This is a genomic window from Kiritimatiellia bacterium, from assembly GCA_026417735.1.
In the GTDB taxonomy this organism is placed as follows: Bacteria; Verrucomicrobiota; Kiritimatiellia; order PWTM01; family PWTM01; genus CAACVY01.
The window spans coordinates 37,535-55,243 of the sequence record JAOACR010000023.1; the positions used below are offsets into that span (position 1 = coordinate 37,535).

Annotated in this window: 11 protein-coding genes; all 11 read right to left on the reverse strand. The window is 62.9% G+C overall.

The window, feature by feature from the left end; genetic code table 11:
* Positions 1–859: 859 nt before the first annotated feature.
* Positions 860–1,477, reverse strand: a complete 618-nt coding sequence (locus tag N2652_11785) for a hypothetical protein (GenBank protein MCX7819866.1) — start codon at positions 1,475–1,477, stop codon at positions 860–862.
* 239 nt (positions 1,478–1,716) lie between these two features.
* Positions 1,717–3,003 carry a type III-B CRISPR module RAMP protein Cmr6 gene (cmr6, locus tag N2652_11790; GenBank protein MCX7819867.1) on the reverse strand — a complete coding sequence of 429 codons (1,287 nt, stop codon included), beginning with the start codon at positions 3,001–3,003 and terminating at the stop codon, positions 1,717–1,719.
* Positions 2,996–3,406 (reverse strand): type III-B CRISPR module-associated protein Cmr5, encoded by a 411-nt coding sequence (locus N2652_11795; GenBank protein ID MCX7819868.1) that lies wholly within the window; start codon positions 3,404–3,406, stop codon positions 2,996–2,998. The genes cmr6 and N2652_11795 overlap by 8 nt, the downstream gene beginning before the upstream one ends.
* Positions 3,407–3,419: 13 nt before the next feature.
* Complete coding sequence (cmr4, locus tag N2652_11800) at positions 3,420–4,313, reverse strand: type III-B CRISPR module RAMP protein Cmr4 (protein MCX7819869.1); 894 nt, start codon at positions 4,311–4,313, stop codon at positions 3,420–3,422.
* Between the two features lie 77 nt (positions 4,314–4,390).
* Entirely contained in the window at positions 4,391–5,800 is a 1,410-nt protein-coding gene (locus N2652_11805) for a type III-B CRISPR module-associated protein Cmr3 (protein MCX7819870.1), read from the reverse strand.
* The gene (gene cas10, locus N2652_11810; protein ID MCX7819871.1) at positions 5,797–8,769 is read right to left on the reverse strand and encodes a type III-B CRISPR-associated protein Cas10/Cmr2; all 2,973 of its coding nucleotides are present in this window, start codon (positions 8,767–8,769) and stop codon (positions 5,797–5,799) included. Before cas10 ends, N2652_11805 begins: the two co-directional genes overlap by 4 nt.
* A 169-nt stretch (positions 8,770–8,938) precedes the next feature.
* Positions 8,939–10,249: a TIGR02710 family CRISPR-associated CARF protein gene (locus N2652_11815; protein ID MCX7819872.1), complete on the reverse strand. Its 1,311-nt coding sequence runs from the start codon at positions 10,247–10,249 to the stop codon at positions 8,939–8,941.
* Between the two features lie 50 nt (positions 10,250–10,299).
* Entirely contained in the window at positions 10,300–14,040 is a 3,741-nt protein-coding gene (locus N2652_11820) for a glycosyl hydrolase (GenBank protein ID MCX7819873.1), read from the reverse strand.
* Positions 14,041–14,233: 193 nt separating this feature from the next.
* Positions 14,234–14,854, reverse strand: a complete 621-nt coding sequence (locus N2652_11825) for an NUDIX domain-containing protein (protein ID MCX7819874.1) — start codon at positions 14,852–14,854, stop codon at positions 14,234–14,236.
* Positions 14,845–16,302 (reverse strand): sulfatase-like hydrolase/transferase, encoded by a 1,458-nt coding sequence (locus tag N2652_11830; protein ID MCX7819875.1) that lies wholly within the window; start codon positions 16,300–16,302, stop codon positions 14,845–14,847. The genes N2652_11825 and N2652_11830 overlap by 10 nt, the downstream gene beginning before the upstream one ends.
* Entirely contained in the window at positions 16,280–17,638 is a 1,359-nt protein-coding gene (locus N2652_11835) for a Gfo/Idh/MocA family oxidoreductase (GenBank protein ID MCX7819876.1), read from the reverse strand. The genes N2652_11830 and N2652_11835 overlap by 23 nt, the downstream gene beginning before the upstream one ends.
* Positions 17,639–17,709: the final 71 nt, after the last annotated feature.

Below are 17,709 nucleotides of genomic sequence, written 5' to 3' on the forward strand. Positions count from 1 at the left end.
GGCCTGAACGTTTCTCCCCGCTGCCCATAGGGCGCTTCTCGGTCGGGATTGGGTGCCCCCGTCCCTTGGACATCGAGCCCCTCATTATGGTCACGCCGCGCCCATCTGAATCCGCATTTTCCACGGTTTTCCTGCTTTTGCTCGTCTGGCACAGGCACCCATCTCTGAGCTTGCCTGTTCCATCGCCGGTTCATTTGCCCGTGATGACGCCAGCTCCGATACCAGTTCAGGAGCTTTTCAGCCGCCTGCTGCCAGTCCGCGTACTGACCAGCTATCTCTCGTATGACGATGCTCCCCGGATTCGCAAAATGAGCAAGCTCCTCCGAAAGGACAACCTGCGGTTGGAGAAGCCGAACCGCACCCCAACCCCGCCGCTGACGGAACCCCAGTCCCCCGAGATTGGCCCAAACAGCGGCCAACGCGCGGATTGCTGGCCAATTCTCGCTTCCCCCCCGCCAAATCAACTGCAGGGAAAATGCTCGGTTGGCCTCGATCATGCCGCGCCTCGCGTCATCGTCCTGTGTCGGTCTCAACGGAAACAATGCGTATCCGAGGGGACTCCCCACGCCCGCATTCAGGTCTTCAGCATTTACCTGCCGGGTGCTGTCCACTATCCAATTCAGCCGAAGACTCAGTCGGGACGCGCGACCACGGTCGCCGGCGGCGTTCCCAAAGACGTATTCCTCTTGTTCTCGAACGCTCATGCCCTTTTGATGGAGAGCCTGAAACCCACCCAATGTGCGGAGCCACCAACGAAGCTGGCCCCGGATCGATGGCACACGAAGCTCAGCTCGCTTCTTGGGATCCGCGCCCCCGCAGAAACACGGCGTGATCAACTCCAGCTGATACGTCTCGGTCTTCATAGGAGATTTGCGCGGCGGGCCTGCTCCACAACGGAACCTCGACTGCTCTCTGCTCGAAGGGTCTCCCTACCAAGAATCCGCTGATGCGGCGCTTCAAGCAGAGCTAGGCGAAGATCTCCACCAATTCGAACCGGTCGCAGGTGCACTGCGCTGGCTTGTCGGGGACTCGCTGAGCCCAATACGTTCGCACGCGATCCCCCCCTCCCCGCATTGATCCGCAGACCATCGCGCCCCCGCAACTTTTCTTTCAGCAGCTTGTCGGCACGCTCCACCAGCTCATACCATGTCCCAAAACGATCTCGCAAGAGCTCGACCTTAAAGCCCGCCGTCTCAAGCTTTCTTTTCAAGTCCTCCCAGCGTTGCTCATCCAAGGAATACTGCCGGCTTGTGATCGCCCCAGCAGTGCGGGTGGCGCGGAATCCAAGCGCGCCAATCGAAAAGAACGCCCGAACCGCTAGCTTGGTCAGGTCGTCGACAGGCTTACGATAGATGAGTTCGACGACCGCCTCGGCTCCCGGCGCGATCGCACCATTCCGCGTAAGTCGGTTCGTGCGATCACAGAAAAATCCCAACAGATAAACCGCGGGCGCGGCGCCTTGACGCAGCCGCTTCATCCAATCCGACTCACCATCTCTCGGTGGCGCCGCAATTCGCACGATTACCCGGCTGGCCAAGGGCGAACTCCCATGAACCCTGCCGAATACTTCTTCTTCGCGCTTTTTGCCTCCCCCAAGGGCGCGATACCACCAGCGAAGCTGGCCGCGGATGGCGGAGGCTCGAAGCTCAGCGCGGGACGAGTCTGCACCGGCACAAAAACACGGTGATAAAAACTGAACCTGCAAGGTTTGTCGGTTCATCGGGCCGGAGGCTGCGGCGGCAGCCACTCCTGAGGAAACCACTGCTTGTTGCGAAGCCACTGACGAGCGTTGCGCCCATCCGCAGAGCATAGATAGCGCTGCAATTGGTCCAGCCACTTCTGATTCTCAGGTTTTCTTAAAGTCTCGATCTCCCCCTGAAGTTGTGCCAGCTCACCCAACTTTTGGAGGCGGCGCAAAACACGGTTGCCGAATGTCTGCTCGTTGTAGTCACTGGTTGCATCGCCGCTTCTCTCTGTGGTCTGCTGGTGGTCAGCCGTCTGCACTTGGAACCAGCCGTAGCCTGCGGCCGTCTTTGCGCCGATGCCGAACGTTTCAAGCCCGCTTTGGAGCCACCGCCGGGCACAATCGAGCAAAAATGCATCGCTGCCGCGCGAGGTAACCAGCGCAAATACAAACTCGTGGCCGGGTGCCACCGCGGGGAAGACCACCGGATTGGGCTCCTCGTCATCGGTGGCGACATCCTTTTCCCGCTTGTAATAGTTGCGATGGTGGCAGGTCACGACGTCTAGCTCGAGGTCCGTTGTAGGAGAACGAATTGGATAGGCCGGCAGAAAACTCACGCTGCCCGCGTAGTTGCGCAATCTCGTGCGAGCTTGCTGCCATGAGCCGCTGTCGTTTGTCTCTCCCTGCCGGCGAAGTAAAGCGAAAACTACCGCGTTCAGAATCTCATCCCGTCGGCCGCCGACGTCGGTCGCCCACACGTAATCGGATTTGTACTCGCCATCCTTTTTCTCCTCGCTCCACTCCAGCTCCGTCCATCCGAACACGAGAGCGACATTCTCCAGCATGCGCTGCTGCGTTTCGAAATCCTCGCAGCATCGGGCAAGTGGGTGGTCCCCGGCCGGCTTCTGACCGGTCTCGCACCACTCGCGCAATGCCGCCAGCGCAGCTCGCCTCGCGCAGCCCTTTACCGCGCTGCCAGGGATGTACGGAACACCAAACCGGTCAATACACAGGCCGGCATTTTCCATCACGCCGCCTGCCATGTTGACCATCATCCTCGACTGCAATTTGACTTCGAGCTTGAAGGCATTGGCCTGACTGAGAAACTCAGCCCAACTCTTTGCTTTCTGCTTACACGGTTTTTTGCCCATCGCAAATAGGAGGGCCGCTTTGCGATCGTCTTCCTTTGCTCGCGGATCACAGAACCGGTCGAACATAAGCGACCGGCTTTCGCACTCTTGACCATCGGCCAAAAGCTTCTTGATCTCATCTGTCGAGAGAAAAGGCATTTTTCTTTCTTCTGGTCCGGGTCTATTCATCGGAGTGAGCCCCCGATTTTGGGGCAAATCGCTTCAAGTAGCCGAGGTAAAGGAGCGCCTCGTCCGTTGCGACGCGCAATCGCTCAGAACTTCCCTTGCTGCTCACAAGGCGAATGTAATCATCCAGGCCCGGTTTATCGCCCTGCGCCGGAGTAGGCGGAGGCAGAATTCCGACGTCTTTCGCAGAGAGATGCCGAAAGACCGCGAGGAGAAGCTCTTCGTGTCCACCGCCTTTGGAATGCGCGAATGCCGCGGTGGCAAGAAGCCCGTTCGACTGAATCAACGACGGCAGCTTGCTCACCACATCACCGGAGTTTACACCTCGTGCGGAGGACGGCTGTTTTCCAAAGCGGTCCCAAAATTCGATCGCGTGCTGCGCTCTTATCTGTTCGCGATTGTTCATCGTCATGACCTCCTTAGACAAGTTTCACTGTGCACCAGCCGAGGCCGGTGGACGCGTCGGCTCCGAACTGGAACGCCTTGCCGATCTTTTTGCCAAACTCAGTTACGGCGTCACTGGCTGTTTTGCTGCCGCTGTACCTGCCACGTCCATCCACGAAGTGAAGCACCGCGTAGAACATCGTTTCGCTCGGCACATTTTCCTGATTGAACAGCCCGCCCTGTGAGGCCGTGCCGGTCTCATCGTCAATCCGGACGTGCTGTGCAATCTCGCAGGCATGCTCCGCGAAGTAGCTCATTATCCCGTCCGAAACCACGACGAGTCGCTTGGCGACCTCGGACCACACCGCATCGTTGTCCAGGATTTTCTGAAAAGCCTCGCCCATGCCGACAGGCAGCTCGCCCGCATGTTGGAAAACGTACTCCTCCAGCACGAGCTGATTATTGATCGCGAGTGCCCCCTTTGCGGGGAAGAAGGCTTTGGAGTCCGCATCTTCCGTCTGACCCTGCGGGCCCGGCCGGAAGGACGGAATTTGAAGGTCCGCTGGCAGTGCACCATCACGCTTGGCTCGTTGCAGAATGAGCGGGCAGGTGATCCACGCGAAACTGCCTTTCGCCGAGCGCACCGGAAACGCCAGTAAACGTGCCTCACCGAACAGGATCGCTCCCGCACAGGCGTTGTTCGCGTCCGTCTCACCGAACAGCCATTTTCCGTCCTCCGATCGTTCGAGTTTGCCGTTGTTGGAGCAGTTCCACTCGTCTGCAAACGTCCCCTTCAGGCTCGTCGCCGGAATGATCGGGAAGCGCGTCGGGCGCTCGCGGATAATCGGCAGGTCAATTGCGCCGACCGAGCTGCCTGCACCCACATGCAGCGGCGTGCGCGTGAAAATGTAGAGAATCCTCTTTTCCATCGCTCGCTTCTCCTTCCTGATTGCTGGCTACCCTCAACTGCCTTGACGCCCCCACTCTAGCCGGGTTCCACCCCACTTCAACATGCGGAGACGTCCTCAGACGTCACTGGTCGCCATGTCCCGCAGACGCCTAAACCGAATCCCTTCTCGCCCAACAGCGTGCTGCGACGGTTGACCACCTGATCTCCGTTTCCTGTTCCATGCCAGTTTAAAACTGCGGCCAACTTTTTCGCGTCGTCGGCTGAGTCCGCCTCGAAGTAGTAAACCGCGCCGGCCGGCACCGCCAACGACAGCGGACGAGCTCCATGTGCCGCTTTCCCGTCCTTGGTCCAGTCGGACTCATGTGGCACCAGGTGGATCCGCTCCGTCCAGCCCGATATTGCGATGGCCTTCGGGACAACCGCCGCCACCAGGTATGCGTTGATGTCACTCTCGTTCTCCGCCCGCCGAACGAACCGCCTCTTTTGCGGATCCCACTCCCGGCGCCGCTTTCCGGTTCGGTACTTGAGGAGAACGGCTCCACTCTTCTCGTCCACCCAGTTGGGCAGCCATCCCCCACGATGCTCCCCCTCCGGAGTCTTCAGCCGTGGCCAGATCGAGGGCGACAGCAATACCCATTTCACAAGGAATTTGCCCCCATGCTGATTAAACTCGTTGGTCTGCATCCGGGGGAGCGGTAGTTCTCGACTCTCTTTACTGGACACGCACACCACGCGTTGCTGGCCCCCCAGAATCAGTTCTTTTGTCTTTTCAAAAAGATGGCCGAGACATTCACGCCGGTCCTGCGGATTGCCGTTTTGCTTCATTGGCATCGAGGCCAGCGCTCCCATGCTCACACCAGGTCTCAATCGCAAATACTCTGCCGCGTAGATGTGCTCTCGGTCCTGGGCTCCGGTCACCGCAGAGATGCCGATTCCGGTCATCGATTCCGAAGCGTACAAATCGTCCGGAGTCGCCGTCTCACACTCCTTCAACGTCCCCCCGCCACTTAGCCTGCCTTCCAGATAACTGCTCCATGCCTTTGCGCTCCACCAGGCTGGCGTCTCGGCATGCTTCAGCGGGGGCACCGGACTGACAACGGGGTACCTCAGCGGTTTCGGTAGGTTCGACTTCACACCCTCGGGCAGGCCGGTGTTTGTGCGCACCTGCAGCGCGTACAACTTGTTCCCGTGAGCAAGCACATCCGCCGGCGCCGGGAACAACCACTGCTCGGCACCATCCCACAATCGAACGGGGAAGGGCCCCGCGGTCACAAGGGAACCAAACCGTTGCGTGTCCCCTGCGCGGGGGCGGTTGCTGCTCCGCCCATAGTCGTGACGGTGTTCCCAGGACTGAACTGTCGGGAACGCGCGCCACAGCGCCGCGTGGATCGCATCGAACACAACCGATGGCTGGGGCCACCGAGCGCCATGTCCGCCGCTGGTCTCAAAGGGGCGGCCATCCCTGAAAAACAGCACATCCGTCGGCTGAAATAGCAGCACGTTCATGTTCGCTCCTCTGCCTGTCGGCCAATAAACGCCTCGACGAGGAACAGCCCCACGAATTCTTTTAGCGGTCTGGACCGGCGCCCACCCCCGCTGTTGGCGACGCCCTGCTGCGCTTCCTCGTCCGCCCCGGTCCTCACGCTGGCGAAGTTCGCCAGCTCTTTGAGATAGCTCTCGCAGAGCTGCTGGAGTTCACGGCGGCAGAACTTGTTCTGCGACGCCGTTTCGTCAGAGAGCGTCTGCCGTTCGATCACATGCGCCACTTCTTTCTTCGCGATCTCCAGCATTTTGTCGGCGTCAAGATTGACATCGCCATACCGGCTCAGCAGCTCGGCCAGACGATAGGGGAACCGGTTGCCGATCGGCATCCGCCGCTTCGGCTCGCCCCACGGCGTGCGGTAGTGCCGCCAGAGATACTCCAGCAACGGCCATGCCGCGCTTCTCCCCCCATCCCGTTGCGCCTCACCAGCCGTGTAACTTGCGCTGAATTTGGTTCCCCAATAAAGGGTCTCCCCGCTGCGCTTGAACAGCGTTACGGAGACTGCGTCCCGGCCCCACCCCCCCTTCTCGGGTGGCCCCTTCGCACGATGCCCCGCCGCCTGCGCGGCACGAACCATCTCTTGGAGCGGCTCACTGTAGTGCCCGATCGCGATACCCACCGACACCGTCGCCCGCGGTCCTGGCACCAGAAGAGGCCATCCCGGCTCGTTCGAACATTCCCTGCCGCCTTTGGGTTTCATGAGCCAGATGAATCCTTCCGGCGCTTTGCGGAACAGCTCTCTGCACCTCTCCGACATGTCCTCCCAGCGCCCCTGCCAGGCCGCACGCAAATCGCATGCGCACGAGAGCGCTTCACCGGCCGGCAACATCGCCAGCACGTCATCGCCGCCACTGTAGATGAGCTGCCCGTAGTGCACCTCTTCTACGATCCGGCGTACCGCATAAAGACCAAAATTCGCCAGCGATTCGCTGAACTGAAGATGCCACGAGGGACTCACCGGGCGGGGCGACTTCAGCCACTTTGCGACCAACTCCTGATCAACCAAATTCTCCTCAAAGTACTGGCGGGCGCGTTCGGCGAGGAGCTCTCGCACTGGCAGTGTCTTGTCACCGCTGAGCCATTTGCCCATTTCGTCCCCATCCAGCGCGAGCACCGCGTAGTACTTGAACGGGCTCGCGCTCGCTGCCTTCTGCAGCTCCCTCAGGCACTTCTGTGCAGCGCGCAACCGCTTCACCGCCTCGGGCTTCTCGGACCCAACCTTCGCAATCGCCTCATCCCACTGCTCGAGGTGGAAAATGCTGTAATCGGTCCGTGCAAGCCATGCTTCCTCAGTCACATTTTCAAACTTGGCGATGGCGTCCGGATAATCACCCCTCGCCTCTGACGCCGCACGAAGAAACTCGAGCCACTTTTCCCGCAGAGGCCCTTCGGAAGCAACTTGAGAAAACAGCTGCGCAACGAAATCCGCCGCTGCGATGGCGGGCACGGAGTCAAAGGATTCCTTCGCGCGGCTCAGGTTGCGGCGCGAACCGTCCACCTCAGCAAGCCTCGCCAGATAGGCGGCGTGCCACACGCGCTTGATGAGGTTGGCCGCCCCCAGAGGCTCTGCATGCCGAAACAGGGGCTGAAGCTCCGCGTTCCGAAACTCTTTGATCGCGTCTTCTTCGAGGACTGCTTCCTCACGGCCGCCATAGGCGTCGCACAACGCGCGCTTGCGCTGGGGTTCCGTCGGCAGCCCATCAAACTCGCGCACGTTCCGGCGGCCATCGAGCGCGTGCTGGCAAAGCTGGTAGTGCGCGCTCCATGCCCAGCCGGGTGAGAGCTCGCCGTTGGGGTCGCGGTAACAGCGCTCATCGCGATGTTGCGCGGGAATCGCCTTTGCAACTCTCTCCGCCAAGTGCAGAGGGCTGCAGTTGCCCCGCGGAATTTCTTTCAGCTGGGTCAGCGCAGCCGGCACGCTCTGCCACGGCCAGAGCTGCCAGGCGATGTGCCAATGCCGCCGTACCTGGTCGTCGTATCGCTGCTTGTGCTCCTCATCGAAGGGCGCTCCGCGGTCTCGCAGCCACTTCAAGCATGCGTCGGCAATTCGCTCCCATTCATCTTGGAACGCTTTCTCGACCTTATTGCCGTCGAAATCGGCTCGCACGAGCGCGAGAAAGCGATTGGGAACGCCGGGCACCAGAACATCGTTTTCGTGCGGCTTCCAGCCCGTGCGCGGCTCCAGAAAATCGTACAGCGGCTGGCGGGCCAAGCTCGGGAAGATGACCGAGTCGGGGCCAAACTGGTCGGCGACCGCTTTGATCGCTTGCATCATCAGCCACGAGAGCAGATAGGAGCCGCTCCACAGATCGCGCGTGGACCGCGCCTGCGCAATAAATTCCTGAACAGGACTCACTTGAAAGAGGAAAAACGCCGGCCTGAGGAGCGCATCCGGCTCATCGCCTTCGCGCGTGGCTTCCAGCGCACTGACGATCGCATTGTGATGCCAAATCGTGGAATCCGGAATCCGGGTGTCCGCGGGCAGATACGGCAAGAGACAAGCGCCCCACAACTGCCCAGCCGCATGCTCTGCCGCATATGGCAGCCACTGACGCCACACGCGCAAGAACGTCGTCCACGGATCGTCGGCTTTCCACTCGGGACGGATGTCGGAGATCGCACGTTGGGCCTCGGCGGCGTCCGGAAACCTCAGTTCGGCAGTGGGAAGTTTTGCTCCGCCAGCCGGATGTCTGTACTCCACAGATTCGGCGCCCAGGTTCTTGCCGAGCTTTGTGCCGTCGGGAAAGACAAACCGGTCCGCTGCCGCGGCATTCCAGTCCGGGCTGTGGATCAGACGCCTCCAAACTTGCGCGACATCTAGGCTCTCCGCATAGATCCGTGCGCGCTCCACATGCCCCGGCCCATAATCGTAGGCCTTCTCCGGCGGATCATGCAGGTACGCGGCCAGTTTACGACGCCATAGATCGCTCATCCGCACCTCCTCGTGAAATCCCAGCGCCACGCATGCGGCGGCGTTACGCTGCGCCCAAAGCTGATGCCCAAACCTTGTCCTCCCAAACGCATCGCGTCCAGAGTAGACCTCTCGGGCTTACCTCACAAGATCAGAGACGTCGCAGAGACGTCGCTCGGTTTGCTGCCCCTCATCGCGCCGCTTCTCCTGGCATCAGCCAACGAACGTCAAAGGGCGGAATTGGATGTGCCTCCACGTCCAGATCAAATTCGAACAGCTCTTTCGCCAGCTTCTTCATCTGCTCGAATCCCTCCTCACCGATCGCCGTCACCCCATGGGCAAGAATACTGGAGTTTCGTTTCTCGGTCGCCCGGCGCAAGCAGCTGTCCGCTCCCTTTGCGATGTCCTCCGCCAAACGTTGCGCCGCCTTACACCCTAGATCCGCCGCTGCCCGGATCGCACTCTCCAGCGAAAAGCGGGCCTTGCCCCCTTCAACTCTCACATAGGGCCGTCCCCGAAGTTGTTCCGGCAGATGCTTCTCTTCCACTTGTCCCCGTCGAATCACACCCCCACTGCTCTGCTCCAACCACAGGTGTGCGCGCATCTCCATTGCGCGGTACAACCGCGCCGCGGCATCCTCCCAGCGGCGCTCGCGCGCGGTTCGAATCGCATTATCCAGAATCTCACGCAGCAATTCCTCACCCGACGCCTGCCGTAACTTTTCGATGTAACAATGGGCTGACTTCACAAACCGGAGCAGCACATCGATCTCAGGGCGTGACTCTTCGCCATCACACAAATTCGGCAGGTCTCTTTGCAGCCGATCGAGATGGTTTTTCGCGGCACGAAAATCAAGACGATGCCGCGCTCCCATCGCGGAGGCGAGATCTGCCAACGCCTCAAATCGGCGTCGCGGCCCTCTCAATCGGGCCGCAGCCTCCCGCAGCACCCTCGCCGCCTCCTCAAACGCAAGGTGATCCCAAAGATCCCGGGCCCGTTCGACGTCTCGTACGGCCAGTTGTTCCCACGGATTCGGTTGCCGAACGTCCCGTTCCTTCCCACTGATCACCACCCCTAGCCCATCGCGGTTGCGCCGAGAACCGCCCACGTAGTTGAAATGATGAAAGCGCTCGACCGCGGCGAGCACCAGCGCGGCGCTCATCGTCTTTGTGCCGCCCGTGTAATCCACCAGCACCTTGTCCGGTGAGACGTTCAAGAGCCGTACACGCTCGTCCAGATGACGTCGGATCGCCGCGTAGCAGGGGCCAAGATCTTCCGGCCGATCCAGCGTGAGGTACGAGGGGTGCGGGCGAATACCCTCGGAACGGAGAATCGAAAGGATCTTGTCGGCTTCGGAACGGCTCTCCTCAGAGCACACAAACAGCACGTGCTCGGGCCGGTACGCGCGAAGCACGTGGAGAATCGGATCCGGGGATCCCCCGACGGTGACAACGACCAGCGACATCTGTTCCGCCGTCGTCTGCGCCCCGCTCTCCGTCACCCGTCACCTCCGGCATCCGGGAGGGGATTCTACGGACTCTTCATCGTTCGTCAATCTGCGGATCCGTGCGCAGCGGTGTCCGCCGGCGGTGCCAGCTCGCACACAAGACCACGCCAAATCCGAACCGGCCCCAGAAGACCGGACGGTATCAGCGGATCGTTCCGGGTCCAGTGTCTCCACGTCGTGAATGCGATTCGGCCGCTCGGCCGCGGAAGTCTCTTCACGAACCATTCCGGCAGTTGCTTCAGCGGTCCGTGCACGGGCCAGTCGCAATCCTCCGGCAGATGCTCGTCGCCAATCAGGCGGTTTGGCCAGAGGTTGGTCACACGCACCTCGAGCTGGTTTTCACCCTTACGGAGCGCCTCGGTGATATCCGCGCGGAACGGCGCGCGCCAGAGAACGCCGAGTGGCCGCCCATTCAGAACCGGCTCCGCAATCACCCGCACATCGCCCAAGTCTAGGAGGGCCCGCCGCCCGCCGCGCGGAATTTCGTCCCTCCAATGAAACACCGTCGCATACATCGCGGATCCAGAAAAGAACCGGACGCCGGGCTCGGGATGATCCGTCCACGAAATCAGCTCCTTCAGCTCGATTTGCGCCGGCGCCCCGCGATGAGGCGGGAATTTGACCGTCCACGGGCCGTCGACAGGTACGGGGGGCGGAGGCACGAGCCTCGCACTTCCTGAGCGCCCGTTCCCCGCCACCCATTCCACTCGTGCTGTTTCCCAACTGCTCAGCTGCACGCCCTGCGCGGTCGCTTCCAGAACCGGTGGGGGTAGCGAGGCCGGCACCACCGTCTGTTGGGGCGGCGGCAGTTCCAGCCAGGAGTTCTCGGCGACCGTGACCGACCCGGTCCGATCGCCGCTCACAAAGTCGACGATCAGCACCTTTGGAGTGAACGGAGCGGGGTCACCGCCGAGGGTGTTGTCCACGCGCACCACGAGGCGGTTCCGCTGGATCCGTTCGTTGAGCCGCCCCGCGAGATCGCGACTACGACGGTGGTCGTCCGGATCGGTGTACAACGCTCTCAGCACCCGCAGCGGTCCCACCTCACGTTCGGCGGCTTCCACCCACCCTCGCCCGTTGATTCGCACCTCGCGCAAGGGCGGCGACGTCGCGGGCGAGCGAAACACGACAAACACCGAATCGTCGACGCCGAGGTCCAACGTGACCACCGTCCGGCCATTCTCCATCCGCCACAGCGGCGCCAGCGCGATACGGCCACGTTCCGCGTCCCACAGCTCGGGCTGCCGTCCACTCACCCGAAACGAAACGGGCAGAATCATATGCCGGCCGGACTGGTTGGAGACCAGGTACCACTCCCCACTGCGGTTGCGCCGGTGAATCCAGGCGACACGCGGCCGTGCGCCGGGGACCTCGGAGGGAAACAGGACGTCCGGCTCAATCTGATAGGCCGCGAGCACCTCGGAGAGCGGCCGAGCCCAGATTTTTCGCTGCGATTGATCCGGCGGCTCGCCACTCCAGTGCGCCCGCACCAGCTTGCGAAGCTCGGCGTCGGCCTCCGCCCCCTCCGCGAGCGAAGGCGAACGCTCTGGCGCCGGCCCGCAGATTCGCGCACCCGCCGCCACAAGCTCCGTCAAGCGCCGGGCGGTCGCCAGCGTCATCACCGGCTGGCGCGGTAGCACGAGTACGCGCCAACGGCTACCATGCGGCGCCACCAAGTCTCCCCCCTCGACTTGAAGCCTCTGTATAACCGTCGCCGTGTCTGCCGCATCCCAGTCATATCCCGGAGGCAGATCGGCAGGGGCCGAGGCCGCGGCCGGCGCCGACTCGCCGCTCCACGCCAGCACGTCCGCCACATGCAGACCCTCCTGCAACATCCACTGGCCGCGTGCCAAATACCGAAGCCACTCCGCCCCTGGTTCCCACCACGTCACCGTCCGCTCGAAGTGAAACCCCCAGGGTCCCATCGTCATTCCCGGCGCCACGTCCAGCCACGGTTGGTGTGCGTAGCGGTGGAAAATGAACCGGTTGACACCCTGGCACCAGATCAGATCGCCCAGTGCCTTCAGCTGGGCCGGATGGTTGAGCCACCGGCCATCTTCCCAGCGCGCGGTGAACGATTCCGCGCCGACGTAGCGCCGGCCGTACACGTGCGCGATCGATGCCGCCAGTTTCGCGGAAGAGGACGCGCCACCGTGCACCCAGAACTCGCCCATCGGAATCTCTGCGTGCGAGCCGGCGGCCACTTCATCGAAGATCCCGTTGCCATACGGCTCGATCGACAGCTGCAGGTTGTGCCGCCGGCAAAGTTCGGCGAAGTATCCGAAATAGTTCTCATGAAACAGATCGGCAATCGTGCGCCGCAGATCCCAGAGAAACCGCTCCGAGGTGGCCAAGTCGTCCACGATGCGGCCGGTCATCGCAGGCAGAAACGGCAGCAGGTCGTAACCGCGCCGAGCGCGAAATTCCTCGCGAAACCGCGGGGTCCAGTTCTGTGACCCGACCTCATAGCTGTCGATCAACAGATGCCTCCACGACCGGCCCACCAGACCACCGGCCGCTTCCACAAGGGGGCGTAGGCCTCCCTCCCAGAATGCGTCAGCGGCCTGACGGCTCATCTTGTCCACCTCAGGTCCAGTCCCCTCCGCCGGCGCGGGGTGGTTGTTCTTGCCGGTTGGCGTAAACCCGTAGCGCGCGAGAATCCACTCTGGATCGTCCGCGGGGGCGGTCCATTCGAGAAATCCGTCCGGCTTCATCCGGTCACTGAGGTCCACGATTCGAGCACGAGAAATCGTGACGCCCTCTTCCTTCGGCCCTTCGGCGGGCACCGCCGCGCCTCCTCGTAGGAATCCCGCCTTCTGAACCCAGTTTTCAATCATCCTGCCGCCGGACAGGCGCACCTCACCTAGATCGATCGTCGCCGGTGTCCGCTCGGCCGGCGGCGTCCGGAACAACAGCCGGAACACTCGCGCGGTGACCGTGGGGATCCCCACTGCATGCGGTGTCGGTCGCCGCAGTTGGGGCGGCACAGTGAACTCACTCACGCGCCGCAACGCGTTCGTGGCATCCCCGGCGAGCAGCTCCACCCGTTCCGCGCGACGACCGGTGTTCATCGCCAGTTCCACCGTCCGCACGACGAACGGGCGTTGCAGTGCGATCGTCAACTCGGTGGCACCCTCCTTTGCCGGCCGCGGAAGTTGCACCGCCGTGTCGGGATCGCCGTCCAGCACCCTTGCCCCCTGAACGTTGGGCGCCACAGCGACCACCGTTGCACCGGCCTCTTCAAATCGGTCGCGTTCTGCGGCAGGAAGGGGAAACGCGAGGACCGCGATGTCACGATAGGTGTCCCACGTCGCGCGCGGACGGGGCAGCCGACCTCGGAATGTGTCCCCACCTCGCACGCGCGTTTCCGACCAGGTCAGCACCTGCATGGCGTGTTCGGGTTTCACCCACGGCCCGCCGCTGCTCGACCAGCCGGCGCAGTTGTGCACACAAATCTCGAGGCCGAGCCGCTCCGCCTCCTCAAGCGCGTGGCGAAAGAGTCCCAGCCATTCGGGCGACATAAACTTCACCGGCCCCGGCGGAATCCCGCAGTCCACATTGAAGATCTGAGCGCCGCCGACGCCCACTGCTGCCATCGCCTGGAGGTCCGCGGTGATGCCCTCCCGGCTGATGTGGCCATTCATCCAGTGCCACCACGTGTGAGGCCGCGCCGACGCTGGCGGCTGCGCAAAACCCGCTTGCAAATCGTTATCTGCGCGGATCGTTCCCCCCGTCAGCACTCCCGCCGCCCACCCGACCGCCAAGCCCACCCAAGGCACTCGCATCGCGATACCTCCTTGCCACGTTTGCGAAGCCGATCCTAAACAGTCGTCGTGCCGCCGACAATCATTGCACTGCGGAGCACCCGCCACCTTTTGTGCAGCCAGTTCGTCCAAGGATGGGAAAGGAACTGGGGGCTTTGCTCCAAAGGTTGGACACGGCCGTTGTCGCCCGCAGTACCGAACGCGCGCCGGGCCATTAGACCAGCGGCGGATCGCCCCCCGCGCGAGAGCCCCTGGCCCGCGCGAAACCAGATGCCACGCCCAGCGCCGCTAGCGCGCCCGCCGGGTCCCGCGCCAGCCACTCGAGTTCGTGCTCGAAGTTGGGCGTAAACACACCGCGGCCGCGCGCACGAGCGATCTCGTCTGCAGTCCAGAACCGCCCCTCCGCAAGCTCCGCGGGATCCAGACGAAAGGGCCCCTCATGCTGGGCCACATAGCTACGCACGTACTCCGTCTCCACCGGCGAACGCCACACATACGCATGGGAAAATCTCAGCGGTGCCTCGACGCCCAGCTCCTCCATCATCTCCCGCTTCGCGCCCGCCTCGGGCGCCTCACCCGGACGTAGGTGGCCACCCACCGATGTGTCCCAACGTCCGGGCTGGATGTCTTTCGTTAGCGAGCGCCGCTGCAGAAACAACCGCCCTCGGGAATCAAATACGAACACGTGTACCGCCGGGTGAATCAGCGCGGGATTTCCGTGACATTCACGCCGGGGAGCGCGGCCGACCGGCCGGCCCGCCTCGTCCACGACGTCGAACCACTCCTCCGGCGCGATGCCGCCGGCCTGGGCTCCAGTGGCGGACTTCATTTCCATGCAGGCGCCACCATCCCGCGGTCGCACCGGCTCCATGCGGCCACCAGTCGCTCCAACACCTCAGGATGCTCCGCGCACAGATCCCTGGATTCGGTCGGATCGTCACGGAGATGATACAGCCGCCAGCGGCCATCCCGTTCACGGAGCGCCTTCCAGTCACCCTCGCGCCAGCCAGCGAGCTCACCCATGCGCCAGTACAGATTCGTCCGGAACGGCGCCGGGTTCCCGTCCAACCCAGCGCACACGTCGAGGCCATCGAGCGGACCCGTGAATCGCGCGCCAGCGACTGCCAGCGCCGTCGCGGTCGCATCCATCGCACTGATCATCCGGCGCTCGACCCGGCCGCCGGCCCACCGGGCGGGCCATCGCCAGATCATTGGCACCCGGATGCCACCCTCGTACAGCTGTCCTTTCTCCCCCCGCCATGGTCCGTTGTTCGCCGCCAGCTCGCGTGTCGCTCCGCCGTTGTCGCTCAGAAACACCACCAGCGTGTTGGAGGCCACTCCGCAAGCGGCGATCTCGTCCAACACCCTTCCGATCGCCGCGTCCAGATGAGCCACCATCGCCGCGTAGAGCCGACGGTGTGGATCGCCGATGTGCGCGAAGCGCCCCACCCACTCGCACGGCGCTTGCATCGGGCTGTGAACCGCATTGAACGCAAGGTACAGAAACCACGGTGCCTCCCGACGGCGGCGGATAAAGCTGATCGCTTCCCGCGCAAACGCGTCGGTCAGATTTTCCCTCTCCTCCACCGGCTGACCGCCGCGAAGAATCGGATTGTCCGCATCGTAGGGTGGCTCGTCCTGCGCCATGTGGGTGGTCCAGATCAGGGTCTCGTCTGCCGAGATCCATCGGCCTTGGCTGCCGTCCGGCAGCGCGCGTCGCCGCAGCCAGCTGACGTGTCCGGCCCATGGAGCCGGTACGTAAAAATGCCCCTCGTGCAGAAACCCGAAAAACTCGTCGAAACCGCGGCGCAGCGGGTGATACGGGGGTGTGCCTCCCAGGTGCCATTTACCGATCGCAGCGGTCGCATAGCCAACAGCGCGCAGCGCCTCTGCCAGTGTGGGCTCAGATCGCGGCAGACCGATCGCCGGATCGCAATTCTGCGTGCCGGTCGGATTGAACTCGAATCCATAGCGGGTCGGGTACCGGCCAGTGAGCAGAGCGGCGCGGGAGGGCGCACAGTACGGCGCGGTCACGTATGCCGCCTCAAACCGGATGCCTTCCGCCGCCAGCCGGTCCAGGTTCGGCGTCGCAATGTCCCGCGCTCCATAGACGCCGAGGTCTCCCCATCCGAGATCATCCGCGATCAAAAACGCAATGTTCGGGCGGGCCGGCCTCGGCGCTTCGACCGCAACCGCCGCGCTCGTCCATAGCGCGCACAGCCACAGCCGGAGGGTCCGACCGCGTCGCTGTGCACCAGCGCTATATCGGATCAGGAATCTCATAGCCTCGACGGTACGGCGGGCGGATCAGCGCGTTCGCACGCTCGTCGTCGAACCGGCCGGTCTCACGGTCATAGCGGAGCGCGACATTGCCGATGCGATGAGCGATGTTTGCCATGTGCGCCATCACGTTGCTCGCGTGCGCGATCGCGATGTCCGCGGTGGGCCGCTCGCGACGTTTGAGGCACTCGAGAAAGTTCCGGTAGTGCTCGAAATCCCCAGCCTCGCCGAGCACCTTTTCGACGACCTGTGAATGCGCCTTTTCTACGACGAACCCCCCTCCATGCCGGCCGACGATCATCAGCAGCTCACTGCCGTAAATCTCGATCCTCGTCGCGTTCTGCTTCCAGTCGGAAACGATCCCCTTGCGCCGGAGCGCGTCCGTGCTCTTCTCCATATATTTCGGATAGCCGGTCAGCTCAAACGTCATCACGAAGTCGTCGAACTCCCAGTTCGTGACCAGCACGTCCGGCACCTCGGCGTCGTCGCCACGGTGTACGATCCGTCCACCCAGCGTCCGCACGCTCTTCGGCAGACCGGGATCGCCCAGCAGCATCAGCGCCAGATCAATTTGGTGGATGCCATCGTCGCAGACATCACCACCACAGAAATCCCAGAACGCGTGCCAGCCGCCACCAAACGGGATCTTCTGGTGGTAGGGACGAAACGGCGCGGGCCCAAGCCACTTGTCCCAATCGAAGCCGGGGGGCGGCGTGCCGGCCTCCCCGAGCCGAAACGGTCCGCCCGACTTCAGATTGTACACCTTGACCAGTCCGATGCGCCCGAGCTGGCCGCTGCGGACGAACTCGCGCGCTCGCAGGTTGTAGTCCTTCGAGCGGTTCTGGGTGCCCACCTGCACGATCCGGCGGTATTTTTGCGCCGCCTCGACCATGCGCCCGCTTTCCCAGATGTTGTGCGAGTGGGGTTTTTCAACGTACACGTCCTTCCCGGCTTGACATGCCAGGATCGTCATCGGCGCGTGCCAGCGATCGGGCGTGGCGACGATGACGGCGTCAATGCTCGGGTCGTCGAGAACGCGCCGGAAGTCCTTCTCGAGCCGCGGCACGTCGGGCTGCGCGTTGGCCTCCGCGAGAAACCGCGCCGCCTCGGCGAGCCGCTCGTCGCTCAAATCGCAGAGCACTCCACAGTGCGCACCGCACTCGGCGACCATCACGCGGACGATGAACCGCCCCCGCCCACCGCAGCCGATCAGAGCAACGTTAGGTCGTTCGCTAGGGGGTGGCACACTCTGCGCCTTCACGAGACGCACCGAACCGGCGATCGCGCCCGCCCCCATCGCAGCTTCCTCCAAGAACTGCCGACGTGTGATCATGCTCATCGCTGGCGCTTCCTCTGGCCACCCGCACGAGGACAGACCCGCTCGGCCTTATACCTCCACACTTCGACCGG

Excerpts from the sequence above, each read along its gene's own strand:
- N2652_11795 (MCX7819868.1), bottom strand. The coding sequence starts at position 3,406 with ATGAACAATCGCGAACAGATAAGAGCGCAGCACGCGATCGAATTTTGG.
- cmr4 (MCX7819869.1), bottom strand. The coding sequence starts at position 4,313 with ATGGAAAAGAGGATTCTCTACATTTTCACGCGCACGCCGCTGCATGTG.
- N2652_11805 (MCX7819870.1), bottom strand. The coding sequence starts at position 5,800 with ATGAACGTGCTGCTATTTCAGCCGACGGATGTGCTGTTTTTCAGGGAT.
- N2652_11835 (MCX7819876.1), bottom strand. The coding sequence starts at position 17,638 with ATGAGCATGATCACACGTCGGCAGTTCTTGGAGGAAGCTGCGATGGGG.
- N2652_11820 (MCX7819873.1), bottom strand. The coding sequence starts at position 14,040 with ATGCGAGTGCCTTGGGTGGGCTTGGCGGTCGGGTGGGCGGCGGGAGTG.
- N2652_11830 (MCX7819875.1), bottom strand. The coding sequence starts at position 16,302 with ATGAGATTCCTGATCCGATATAGCGCTGGTGCACAGCGACGCGGTCGG.
- N2652_11785 (MCX7819866.1), bottom strand. The coding sequence starts at position 1,477 with ATGAAGCGGCTGCGTCAAGGCGCCGCGCCCGCGGTTTATCTGTTGGGA.
- cmr6 (MCX7819867.1), bottom strand. The coding sequence starts at position 3,003 with ATGAATAGACCCGGACCAGAAGAAAGAAAAATGCCTTTTCTCTCGACA.
- cas10 (MCX7819871.1), bottom strand. The coding sequence starts at position 8,769 with ATGAGCGATCTATGGCGTCGTAAACTGGCCGCGTACCTGCATGATCCG.
- N2652_11825 (MCX7819874.1), bottom strand. The coding sequence starts at position 14,854 with ATGGAAATGAAGTCCGCCACTGGAGCCCAGGCCGGCGGCATCGCGCCG.